The sequence below is a fragment of the Paenibacillus pseudetheri genome (assembly GCF_924513355.1).
Lineage (GTDB): Bacteria > Bacillota > Bacilli > Paenibacillales > Paenibacillaceae > Paenibacillus_AQ > Paenibacillus_AQ pseudetheri.
The window spans coordinates 44057-56021 of the sequence record NZ_CAKMAB010000041.1 but is presented as its reverse complement, the minus strand read 5'-3'; the positions used below and the strand labels follow the sequence as shown (position 1 = coordinate 56021).

Below are 11965 nucleotides of genomic sequence, written 5' to 3'. Positions count from 1 at the left end.
GTTTAAGGAGTAGATTAATTATGAAATATGTAAATGCAGATACGATTTTCCCAAAAGAGTTACTACAAGAAATACAGAAATATATAAACGGCGGTATGGTCTACGTTCCAAAGCCTGAAGAATTACATGTGAAATGGGGCGAGAAGTCAGGGAGTAGAAAATATTTAAAATCAAGAAATATTGAGATCTGCCTGAGGTTTGCTGCTGGTGCAACCGTTGACCAGCTCTCAGGTGAATACTGTCTTTCTAAAGATAGTATTAAGAAAATTGTTTATACTAAAAAATAGCTGGTCAACCGTAGTGGTTGACCGGCTATTACATTTATTTGAAGCGTTAACTCGCAAATATATGCTTACCAATTTTTAAGTTCTGAGGACGAGTCCAGATCCATGCACTAGTAGCTGTATCTGGATTGAAATAATAGATCGAATTGTATGTTGGGTCCCAACCTCGCACAGCATCAAGAGCAGCTAAATAGGCAGTCCGGTTTGGAGTAAGCCAGTACTGGCCGTCAGATACGGCTGTAAAAGCGCCCTGTTGAAATACAACCTCTTTAATATTGTTTGGGAATTGACTAGATTGTATGCGATTCATAACTACAGCGCCAACTGCGACTTGACCTTTATAAGGCTCACCGCGAGATTCACTGTAAATGACTTTCGCCAGAATATCCATCTCCTCAATATTAAGCGTGTATTTTTTTAGAGCATTCCAAGTTTTTGTACCAGTAACTCCATCGGCACTTAATCCGTAGGCCTTTTGAAATTTAGTAACGGCTGTTTTCGTTTGTGATCCATATACACCATCTAAAGGTTGAGTATAGAAGTCCAGAGTTTTTAATCGATACTGAAGATCCCACACATCTCCAGAGGAACTCCCTACGGTTAATACCGGAGCAGCACTAGCAGAACCGATCATAGTAGCCATACCTACCAGACCCAAAAGAAGCAACAAAGTGAATATTTTAGTCTTCATTGTAGTAGCCTCCTTTCAGAAAACATTATAAATAACCTTCAATAACTGAGACAACACTCATTTATTGGTAATCTAATAATCATTTTATATTTTCAAAAATCCTTCATTCGGTTTGTGATCTTATGAAATGGGTAAATGAATAATCAGGGGCACATCAACTTCGGAGGTTTTATATATGAAAAAGCAATTATATCTATTCATAATCGCAGCTGCACTCACTTTAAGCGCATGTGGTAATGATAATAGCTATGGCAATAAAATAATGGAAGATACCTCGCATTCCAGTTCAAGCGACGTACCTGAAAATTTGAAAGTGGCAGAGGATCCTACTTTTAAAATAGGAAGTAAAGCGATTATCCAAGCGGACCATATGGAAGGTATGAGAGGGGCAATAGCAACGATAGTTGGAGCTTTTGATACCACTGCGTATAACGTTTCTTATAGGCCCGCAACAGGCGGATTTCCAGTTACAAATCACAAGTGGATTATTCATGAGGAAATCAAAAAAGCAGCCGACAAACCCTATGAATCCGGCTCGGAAGTCATAATGGAAGCTGACCATATGAAAGGTATGAAAGGTGCAACGGCTCAAATTAACGCTGCGGAACAAACTGCGGTATATATGATTGATTACATGCCAACTACGGGTGAAGATAAAGTGAAAAATCATAAATGGGTAACGGAAGACGAGCTTTCAGCTATAAAGTAACCAATAGAAATTTAAGTTCATAAGTAATGAAAAAAGATCAAGGTAGGAGTAGTCATGAACTTTGTTAAAGTTCTAGGCTGCTCCTACCTTTTTGATTGCTTCTTTTATTGGTAGTGAAGTGTTAATATATCTTTATAAAGCACAACTATACAAAATATACCATTAAAATGGTATTTTCTTAGAAGGTAGGAGCGTGATTGAAATGCCTAACTGGCAGGTGAAATTCGATGAAGAGATGCTTAAGCAAGCTGCACAACAGATTCAAGTCGATTGGACAACGATAAAGTATATTGGTGGCTTTGAAAATGTTGTCTATAGCTTTCCAAAAGATGATCATGAATTTATTTTACGTGTAACTCATCATTCTCATCAGGAGCAGGAGATGGTTATCTCTGAACTTGACTTTATGGACCATCTTGCAAAGCATGGAGTGCAACTGGCTCCCCCCATTCCCTTTAAGGATGGCAGTTTGGTACAAACGCTAGTCAAAGATGAGGAAAGATTTATGATCTGTGTGATGGAGAAAGCACCAGGTGGTCATGTTAATGCTTCCGACCCTTATTGGGGATCGGAGCTCTATGAGCAATGGGGTGAGGTAACAGGAAGAATGCATGCTTTAGCTCTGCAATACGAGCGTCCGGAGACTGTTCTGGCAAGACCACATCAGGGTAAGCTAGAGTTTGACTTTGCTAACTTTGGTACTGTTGAACAGCTGCTTTTTGAAAAGTTGCTTCATATAAATGATCGGATTAACCAGTTGCCGCGGAATCGAGAAGGTTATGGACTATGTCACCGTGATTTGCATCCGGGTAATTTTTTCGTGCATGAGGGGCAGATCACCGTGTTTGACTTTGATGATTGCGGATACGACTATATGGTGCATGATATTGCCATTGCCGTTTATTACTCGACCATCTTTGGGGATTGGCGAAAACCGGAAGTAGAGCAGAGTAGAACTTCTAGTCTTGCGGCAGCCATGTTGAAGTCCTTTATGAAGGGATATAATCGAGAGTATGCTCTCGACAATAAGTGGCTAGAAGTGCTCCCGCTCTTTATTGAGAAGCGTCGACTGGAATTAGTGCTTTTGTTATTTCAAGAGTTTTCGGAGTCACAACGTGAGGAGAATAGAGTGTGGCTTGCCTGCAATATTCAAGATGCTCTAAATGACATAGCTTGTTTAGAGCTTTAATGACGGAGCTAACCAATATGACACCTCCAAAACATATTCTTTCTGCAGCTACCGTTGTATTCAATGATCAGGGAGAAATCTTATTAATAAAAGGGCCACGCCGAGGATGGGAGATGCCTGGTGGACAGGTCGAAGAAGGAGAGTCTCTTAAAGAGGCGGCGATCAGGGAAGCCAAAGAAGAATCGGGTATTGATATAGAGATTTATAAGTTCTGCGGCGTTTTTCAAAATGTAGATCGGTATATTTGCACTACATTATTTCTGGGTACAGCTATCGGTGGTAAGCCCGCTACTAGTTCTGAAAGCTTGGAAGTGGGCTTTTTCTCAATAGAACAAGCAATGGATATGCTCACATGGAAAAACCTAAGACTGCGGCTAGAGTATTGCCTAAATGATGCAGTGCAGCCTTTTTACGTAGAGTTACAGGGCACAGATATAGAAGAAATTATATTTAAATTAGAAAATTAGCAAACTTTTTAGAGGTCCCCCTGCGTCCTAGCTAATGAGTGTCATCGGAAGGCACTTATAAATAGAGATGGAGGATGACGAGATATGAACAAAACAACAAAAAATCTATTTAAAATGAGTGCAGTTGGATGTGCGGCAATTTTGGGGGTGAGCTTAGCTTCCTTACCGGTTCATGCTATGGCATCCACATCAGTAGCAGCTAGTGTTTCTTCAATGGTGCAATCTACGACCCCAGCGCTTACTGGCATTAAGATTCAAGAAAAAGTTCTTAACACAACAAGTAAATATCTAATCGCTGATATTAAAGTGCCACAACTAACAGGCATGCTAGACAAGCCATACCAAGATGAGCTGAATGATATTATTTTGTCTCATGCTGAAAAGGATTTGGCACATTGGGAGAAAGACGCCGCTGAAATGGGTGAAAAAGCACAAGCAGATAAACAAGACTACCATCCCTACACTCTTAATATCGCTTATGAGCTGAAGTCAGATGGAACAGGTAATCCAGCAGATGTTATCTCCTTGACGGTTATTACTGAAGGATCTGAAGGCGGAACTAGCCTGCCGCGGAATGATACTTATAATGTGAGAAATGTAGCTGAGGCACAACTAGTTACTCTTTCAGACCTGCTCGGTGCTAACTACAAAGGAAAGCTCGATGTAGATATTCTTGCGGAGATTAAAAAAGACTCCGACAAGTATTTCTTGGAAGAGTACAAAGGAACTTCAGTTGAGCAGTCATTTTATATCGATAAAGGTGACTTAGTGGTTGTCTTCCCTAAATATAGTATTGCACCTGGATATGTAGGATCACCAGAGTTTCGTTTCAGCTTGAATAGTAATTCCACGGACGTAGCTAAGCTTGATTTGAAAAAAGTTCCCAGTTTCACCAACAAGCAAGGTGTGCTGATGCTATCATTACGTGATTTAGCCAATCAATTAAACTTTGAATTAAAGTGGAATCAATCTACCAAAACATCTGAGTTAAGGAAGGGAGCACAGTGGACGAGTGTTTCTATTAACAAAGATTCTTATTTTATAGCAAGAATGGCTCCTAAAGCATTAGGTACTGCACCAGTGCTTCAGGATAACAAAACGTTTGTCCCTGTCCAATTTGTAACAGATATTCTACAGATTGAAGTGCAGGGCATTTAATAAAAAATGTTATCTGGCAGATTTCTCTGCCAGATACTTTTTTTATTTAATAACATTTTCACTTGCTTACAGAACTTTTCATGCGTTTACAGCGTCTTACTTATGGAACGATAAATCGACGGTAAGGACTGAAACATTATGAAAGACAACACGAAGCTTTTCAGAAATAATATGAGGAGCCAGTCTTCTATACAATCTGTAGGCGGCAGGCGTTATGTGCCAGGAATTGATGGTCTAAGGGCTTTATCAGTACTCGCTGTAATCGCATATCATTTGAATCTGAATTGGGCTGAGGGTGGACTCCTCGGCGTTGGAATATTTTTTGTTATCTCAGGATATCTCATAACTGACCAAATCATTACCCAGTGGGAGCGGCACCGAAGACTGAACCTTTTAGACTTTTGGGTTCGCAGGGCACGGAGGCTGTTGCCTGCGATGATCGTCATGCTTTTTGTGGTTGCCATATGGCTTTTAATTATAGAACCTTCAAGATTGTTTGGGCTCAAGGGTGACTTTATGTCTTCCTTATTTTACTTCAACAACTGGTGGCTAATATTTCATAATGTTTCCTATTTTGAAAGCTTTGGCCCCCCATCTCCGATCGGACATTTATGGTCGCTTTCAATTGAAGGACAGTTTTATATTCTATGGCCAATAGTTCTCATCATCGTGATGAAGATCGCTCGTCGGCGAGGTAAGCTTATTGCATGGATTATGGCTTGCGCTGCAGTCTCGGCTTTAGCGATGGCTTTGATCTATGTACCGGGCACAGACCCAAGTAGAGTATATTATGGAACGGATACTCGTGTATTTGCACTTCTCATTGGAGCAGCACTTGCAGTTGCTTGGCCAAGTCAGAAACTTAATGATAAGGTCTCAGAACCGGCTCAGCGTGTGCTTGATATTGTTGGGGGATTAGGACTCATACTATTGTTAGTCCTTTTTAATCAGGTTAATGAGTTTGATGATTTGCTTTACCGTGGTGGGTTTTTAGTGATTTCTTTGATTGCTGCAGTAGTTATTGCCGTACTCGCTCATCCTGCTAGCCGTCTGGGATCGATCGTAGGCTGTAAACCTTTGCGTTGGATCGGGTTGCGATCATATAGTTTGTACATATGGCATTTTCCAGTTATTATCCTTAGTAGTCCGAATGTGAGTACTGAAGAAAGCGGCATGCTTCGTATCATCATTCAGGTAGCAGTAAGTTTTCTTCTAGCTGCATTGTCATATAAGTATGTGGAGGAGCCTATTCGTCGAGGTTCACTTAAGGAAACTTGGAAGAACATTAGTGTAAAACGACGGGGTGGTCTTCGTCCAGGCTTCTTAATGGCTATTATTGCTGTGATTCTTATCCCTATCGCATGCAAAGGTTATTTGTTAAACGCTGGATCGGATACTACTGCGATCGAATCGGCAAATATGGAGTATGAACAACAACAACTGCAGCAGCAAGAACAACAAGATTTGGGAATAAAGGATGATTCCACAGATCATAAAGCGATAGACAAGAGTGTAACTGATAAACCATCATTACCAGCCATGGCAACAGCTACATCTGAACCTGAAGTGAACAAACCTGATCCTAAAGTGGGAACTATAAATACAGAAGTGTCTAAGCCTGAATCAGATGTGAACAAAATTGTTCCTGAAGAAAAAAAACCTGTGGCTGTGAAGGGTCAAGCTGGGAATGACGTTACGGCCATTGGGGATTCTGTCATTTTGGACGTAGCACCATATCTCTCAGAGAAATTACCTGGCATTGTCATCGAAGGGAAGATCGGTCGGCAGATGGCGAAAGCTCAGGAGGTAGTGGATCAGCTTAAATCTCAAGGCCGTTTAGGTAAAAAGGTGATCATTGAGCTGGGCACTAACGGCTCTTTTAGTTCAAAGCAGTTACGTAATCTACTGGATTCACTAAGTGATGCTGAGCAGATTTTTTTGGTCAATACACGTGTCCCAAGGAAGTGGGAGAATAATGTGAATCACAACATTTCAAAAGTTTCCAGTGAATATAGTAATGCGACCGTAGTAGACTGGTACACTGCTAGTGAAGGGAAAGACAATCTCTTCTATGAAGATGGCGTGCATCTGAAACCTGAGGGTTCTAAGTATTACGCCTCACTTCTTGCGAAAGTTTTGGAAAGTGAGTGAAAAAATAATTAATTCTCCAAACTTTTTGAACTCGCTAAACGTCTTACACCTATTACAACACTAGATAACAAACAGAGAAGGATAATCTACAATGTTGAATAGGAAAACTGAGAAAATACTAACCAATTGTATCATCGAACACAAAGAGAATGTCTACAGACTCGCCTACAGCTATGTCAAAAACAGAGAGGATGCTCTCGATATTGTTCAGGATTCCATTTATAAAGCGATGGATAATCTTGAATTATTGAAGAATCCTGATGCCGTGAAAAGCTGGTTTTACCGTATTGTCGTGAATACTTCACTAGACTTTCTGCGCAGAAACAAAAAGGTCCAGACGATGGAGCCAGAGATGATAGATGTCTATTGTCCTGGTGCAGAGGATGTTTACTCGGATATAGATTTGAAAAGAACCCTTGAAGATCTGCCGACAAAATACCGAAGCGTGATCGTATTGAGATACTTTGAAGACATGAAGATTAGTGAAGTGGCGGAAGTTCTTAACGAGAACACCAATACGATAAAAACAAGACTGTATCAGGCACTTCAGTTATTGCGGGTGAAACTGAAGGATGAAGCCTCAGAGGAGATTATGTAAGATGGTAGACCATTTAAAAGATTTACATAAGGAATATAGCGAGGTTCCTATTCCAGAACAATTAGATTTAATGGTGAATCGCTCTCTGAAGCAATCACTTAAAGAAAGAAGAAAAAAACGGTTAAAATATAAATGGTTTGCCAGTATGGGGGTTGCTGCTATTGTCTTTTTGATTGCGATTAACACTAGTACAACCGTGGCGAGCGCATTATCCTCTATTCCAGGTGTCGATCGGCTTATTAAAGTACTAACCATTAAAGAATATATTGTGGCGGAAGAAAACTACGATGCCAATATCAAAGTGCCGGCCGTTACGAACATGGAGAACAAAGAGCTGGAACTTGGATTGAATAACAAGTACTTAAGCGAGAACAAAGCACTTTATGATAAGTTCCAAGCGGAGATCGCAGAGTTGAAGAAGCAAGGTGGAGGTCACTTAGGTCTGGACACGGGTTATGAAGTCAAAACGGACAATGATCGTATTTTCTCCATTGGAAGATATGTTGTGGAAACGTCAGGTTCTTCTTCTGAGGAAGTCAATTTTGATACGATAGACAAAGTGAACCAAATCCTTATTACATTGCCAATGTTATTTAAGGATGAGCAATACATTGAGCGGATTAGCCAAAATATTAAAGAGCAGATGATTGCGCAAATGAAGGCTGACCCCGATATTGTGTATTGGATCCCGGAGAATGGGGATGAGGTGTCAACAGATATGTTTACTTCTATTTCAAAAGATCAAAGCTTCTTTATCAATAATGATGACAAGCTTGTAATTGTGTTTAATAAATATGATGTAGCCCCAGGTGCTATGGGTTCCGTTGAATTCGTGATCCCAACTGAAGCCATAGCAGGGGATCTAGTAAGTCAGAAGTATATTCAGTAATAATAAAAGACCGGCAAGAGAGTTCTCTCTTTGCCGGTCTTTATTCAAATATAAGAAAGTATAAGTTTTACACTATAATTTATCCTTATATTTCTCGCTTAAACACTACCGTCCTTATAAGGACGCTGGAGCCGTTTATGCTTGTTCGTAAAACGAATGATCATGGAAGAGCTATTTAATTCCTAGTCGTAGATAAAATGCTCCACCACAGCCACAGTCTTCGTTATGTCTGGATTAGAATTATCGATCACCTTCACATTGGAACTTGGAAGCGGCCACTTCACACTACGGTTTCCAAAAGATTTGCGGAATTCATCCCAATGCTGGAACTTCCATTCATCTAATGGTGATTGTCGATCATGAATTCGTGTCCGATACAATTCTTCATTGGCTAGTTCAACCAAAACAACTTTAACCTCAACATCTTGCAGGGAACGTCCAATTCGAGATAACTCACTGCTGATCCAGTCAGGGTTGGCAGCCTCTTGGGTAAATGGTCCAACTACAAATGCATCCACATTCAGACCGATATTATCTAAGGCAGCGTCCATCGTAATCCGGTAACCCAAATCACGGCATAATCTTTTGTACTCGGCAGAGTCTCTGTCCGCTGGGTCCAATCCGTGTAAGGTCATGATGGCGTCAGCGGCCGGTCGTAAGAGAATATCCATATCAAAGAAGGGAACTTTGCGCCCTGAAGCGATCGCTTTAGCTAATGTCGTTTTGCCTGCCCCAGCTGGCCCCAGAAAAAATACAAGTTTGTTCATCGCTGACTCTCCTTAGAACCTCAATTCAACGCTATAAGCATCTCTGCATACTATCATATAAAAGTTGGTGTGTAATCGCCAGCGCAAAATCTTCATGAGGCAGATAGGAACGGAATACCTGCGATATTTCGCATAATGGGCCATAATATGATATTTTTTTGCTTCTCCATTGAGTTTTTGTGTAATCCTGCTTATAATATAGCGAGAAAAATAAGAAAAAGGTGTCCATAAATGAGCATATTAAATGTAGAAGGATTAAGTCATGGCTTTGGAGATCGTGCGATCTTCAAGGATGTTTCATTCCGTCTTCTAAAAGGCGAGCATATCGGATTATTCGGCGCTAACGGCGAAGGTAAATCCACTTTTATGAATATTGTTACAGGCAAGCTGCAGCCAGATGAAGGTAAAGTCGAATGGTCCAAACGGGTGCGTGTTGGCTACCTCGATCAGCATGCAGTGTTGACCCAAGGCATGACCATTCAAGATGTACTTAGAGGCGCTTTTCAATACCTCTTTGATCTTGAGCAAGAGATGAATGACATGTACGGCAGAATGGGTGACGTGTCGCCTGAAGAGCTGGAAAAGCTGCTTGAAGAAGTTGGTACGATCCAAGATACGCTTACAAATCAAGATTTCTACATGATCGATGCGAAGATACAGGAAACCGCGCGCGGTCTAGGAATCACAGATATTGGATTGGATCGTGACGTAGCTGATCTTAGTGGTGGTCAGCGTACCAAAATCTTGCTAGCGAAGCTGTTACTTGAAAAACCAGATATTTTGCTCCTAGATGAGCCTACGAACTATCTGGATGAGCAGCATATTGAATGGCTGAGACGTTATCTTCAAGAGTATGATAATGCATTTATTCTGATCTCACATGATATGCCTTTCTTGAACAGCGTTATCAACCTGATCTACCATATGGAAAATCAAAAGCTGACCCGTTATGTGGGTGATTATGAGCAATTCCAACAGGTTTACGAAATGAGAAAACAACAGCTTGAATCTGCTTATAACCGTCAGAAACAAGAAATTGCAGAGCTTAAAGACTTCGTTGCGCGTAACAAAGCGAGCGTAGCTACTCGTAACATGGCGATGTCCAGACAGAAGAAGCTCGACAAGATGGAAATCATCGAGATTGCAAAAGAGAAGCCAAAACCACAGTTTAACTTTAAAGAAGGTAAAACTGCGGGCAAGATGATTTTCGAAGCTAAAGAATTGGTTATCGGATATGACACACCGTTGTCCAGACCGCTTAATTTGTTAATGGAGCGTGGACAAAAGATCGCGTTGGTCGGTGCGAACGGGATCGGTAAAACCACCTTGCTTCGCAGCATCTTAGGTGAAATCCAAGCATTGTCCGGTTCGGTAGAACGTGGATACCATCAAGAGATTGGATACTTTGAGCAAGAAATGAAAGAAGGCAATTACAAGACTTGTATTGAGGAGATCTGGGATACATTCCCATCCCTGTCACAATTCGAAGTACGTGCTGCCCTTGCCAAATGTGGACTGACCACGAAACATATCGAAAGTAAGATTGCTGTTCTAAGTGGTGGAGAAAAAGCTAAAGTGCGTCTATGTAAGCTCATTAACAGTGAGACCAACATTCTCGTATTGGATGAGCCGACGAATCACTTGGATATCGATGCCAAAGATGAACTGAAACGTGCACTGAAAGCATATAAGGGAAGCATTCTCATGATCTCTCACGAACCAGATTTTTATCAAGACATTGTGACCGATATCTGGAATTGCGAAGATTGGACAACAAAAGTATTCTAAGTATACTAGTTCAATTAACGAATCTTATAAACAGGATCAGGATACCTTACTTCGATTCTCCGAAGGGTATCCTGTTTTTTTATATAATAGATGTATATGTATAACTTTAATTAAAAAAAGACCGTCCGAAGACGGTCTCACACCTGAGGCAGCTTGATCTTGCATTTCCGGGCAAAGAGCGAAAAGATCACAGTGAAGTCATAAACAATTAACAGCAGTGATCCCACTTTATAGAAAGCAAGTTCACCGTGTGGAGCGATTCCTCCTTCTATGATAAGTCCGGATAATCTTGCCACCAGGATACCGATGATCCAGCCTGCAAGACGTGAGACACTTTAACAATAAAAAATAGATCATTTCTCAAGACTTTGCTCCGGTAAACAAACTTTAGGCTTCAAACTTCAGATTCTGCGGTTCCGTCGGAATTTCATCTTTCCGTGCGCGGGAATCGGTGACGGGAACGTCCACGCCCACTTCTTCAAAGGTGCAGTCATCTAGCCAAATCTTACCGGATCCCGATAGGAGAATGCCAATGTTGATACAATCCGCCTCTGTAGGGATATCTAGCACACAAGCGTAAAAATTTCAGGAAGCCGTTCCTTTAATACTTCTGTACTGCATGTTGTCAAAGCCCAGCATATTCTGGAGCTTGTCATCAATACGCATCCATAAGCCGCACCAGTCGCTGACTTCCTCGGTCCGGATAAAGCCGGCAAACCGCATCCGTTTCCCAAGATATTTTTTTGCGTCAAACTGCTGCATTAGAGTACCGAATCCATTCCCTTCGAGTGGTTCAGTTGCTGCACATTCCAATGATACTGAGTTCCTTCCCTTATGGTAAATCTGCATATCTAATGATGCCTTATATTTGCTGGGGGATGTTCCGGTGATGAACCAACCATTAATATCGGACATGGTAAATTCCTCTCTTTCCTGAATCAATAGTTTTATCTGAGATCTGTATTGAGCTGGGGGGAGAGCATAAAGTCCTTTAAAAGCTCTTGTAAAAGCCTCCTGGCTATCAAAACCATAAAGCATTGCAATATCTAGAATGCGTTCTTCGGAATAGAGCAGTAGCTGGGCAGCAGAACTCAATCTACGGGAACGGATGTATTCAGCTACGCTTTTGCCGACATATTTCTGAAAGAGTCGGTGGAAATGAAATTTGGAGAATCCAGCCTCTTTCGCAATTCTGTCCAGATTCAGTTCTTCTTCCAAGTGTTTTTCAATAAATTCAATACTATTATGAATCATCTTGTAATACAGTCTAAACA

At 41.0% G+C, this 11965-nt stretch carries 12 protein-coding genes and 1 pseudogene; 9 read left to right on the top strand and 4 right to left on the bottom strand.

Annotation, left to right across the window (positions count from 1 at the left end):
• Positions 1 to 20 precede the first annotated feature (20 nt).
• Positions 21 to 287 (top strand): CD3324 family protein, encoded by a 267-nt coding sequence (locus L1028_RS25650; protein ID WP_234540794.1) that lies wholly within the window; start codon positions 21 to 23, stop codon positions 285 to 287.
• 46 nt (positions 288 to 333) lie between these two features.
• Here L1028_RS25650 and sleB read toward each other — a convergent pair whose 3' ends face one another.
• Positions 334 to 975: a spore cortex-lytic enzyme gene (gene sleB, locus L1028_RS25645; protein WP_423803088.1), complete on the bottom strand. Its 642-nt coding sequence runs from the start codon at positions 973 to 975 to the stop codon at positions 334 to 336.
• 175 nt (positions 976 to 1150) lie between these two features.
• Here sleB and L1028_RS25640 point away from each other — a divergent pair, with 175 nt between their 5' ends.
• From L1028_RS25640 to rsiV, 7 genes are all read left to right on the top strand, one after another.
• The gene (locus L1028_RS25640) at positions 1151 to 1684 is read left to right on the top strand and encodes a YdhK family protein (protein ID WP_234540787.1); all 534 of its coding nucleotides are present in this window, start codon (positions 1151 to 1153) and stop codon (positions 1682 to 1684) included.
• A 202-nt stretch (positions 1685 to 1886) separates the two neighbouring features.
• Positions 1887 to 2873 (top strand): phosphotransferase enzyme family protein, encoded by a 987-nt coding sequence (locus L1028_RS25635; RefSeq protein ID WP_234540786.1) that lies wholly within the window; start codon positions 1887 to 1889, stop codon positions 2871 to 2873.
• Positions 2874 to 2890: 17 nt separating this feature from the next.
• The gene (locus tag L1028_RS25630; RefSeq protein ID WP_234540785.1) at positions 2891 to 3340 is read left to right on the top strand and encodes an NUDIX hydrolase; all 450 of its coding nucleotides are present in this window, start codon (positions 2891 to 2893) and stop codon (positions 3338 to 3340) included.
• A gap of 84 nt (positions 3341 to 3424) precedes the next feature.
• Positions 3425 to 4498: a stalk domain-containing protein gene (locus tag L1028_RS25625; RefSeq protein WP_234540784.1), complete on the top strand. Its 1074-nt coding sequence runs from the start codon at positions 3425 to 3427 to the stop codon at positions 4496 to 4498.
• Positions 4499 to 4669: 171 nt separating this feature from the next.
• Positions 4670 to 6649, top strand: a complete 1980-nt coding sequence (locus tag L1028_RS25620; RefSeq protein ID WP_234540783.1) for an acyltransferase family protein — start codon at positions 4670 to 4672, stop codon at positions 6647 to 6649.
• Positions 6650 to 6740: 91 nt separating this feature from the next.
• Positions 6741 to 7247, top strand: coding sequence for an RNA polymerase sigma factor (locus L1028_RS25615; protein ID WP_234540782.1), 507 nt, complete (start codon positions 6741 to 6743; stop codon positions 7245 to 7247).
• 1 nt (position 7248) lies between these two features.
• Positions 7249 to 8136: an anti-sigma-V factor RsiV gene (gene rsiV, locus L1028_RS25610; protein ID WP_234540781.1), complete on the top strand. Its 888-nt coding sequence runs from the start codon at positions 7249 to 7251 to the stop codon at positions 8134 to 8136.
• A 182-nt stretch (positions 8137 to 8318) separates the two neighbouring features.
• On the opposite strand, the gene L1028_RS25605 is transcribed toward rsiV, so the two are convergent.
• The gene (locus tag L1028_RS25605; protein ID WP_234540780.1) at positions 8319 to 8903 is read right to left on the bottom strand and encodes a P-loop nucleotide/nucleoside kinase family protein; all 585 of its coding nucleotides are present in this window, start codon (positions 8901 to 8903) and stop codon (positions 8319 to 8321) included.
• Positions 8904 to 9134: 231 nt separating this feature from the next.
• On the opposite strand from L1028_RS25605, the gene L1028_RS25600 reads away from it, so the two are divergent.
• Positions 9135 to 10691: an ABC-F family ATP-binding cassette domain-containing protein gene (locus L1028_RS25600; RefSeq protein WP_234540779.1), complete on the top strand. Its 1557-nt coding sequence runs from the start codon at positions 9135 to 9137 to the stop codon at positions 10689 to 10691.
• A 137-nt stretch (positions 10692 to 10828) separates the two neighbouring features.
• On the opposite strand, the pseudogene L1028_RS31780 reads toward L1028_RS25600, so the two are convergent.
• Positions 10829 to 11011 (bottom strand): annotated as a pseudogene (locus L1028_RS31780) (DUF5823 family protein); the annotation flags it as partial.
• A 265-nt stretch (positions 11012 to 11276) separates the two neighbouring features.
• Complete coding sequence (locus L1028_RS25595; RefSeq protein WP_234540777.1) at positions 11277 to 11945, bottom strand: helix-turn-helix domain-containing protein; 669 nt, start codon at positions 11943 to 11945, stop codon at positions 11277 to 11279.
• Between the last annotated feature and the right edge of the window lie 20 nt (positions 11946 to 11965).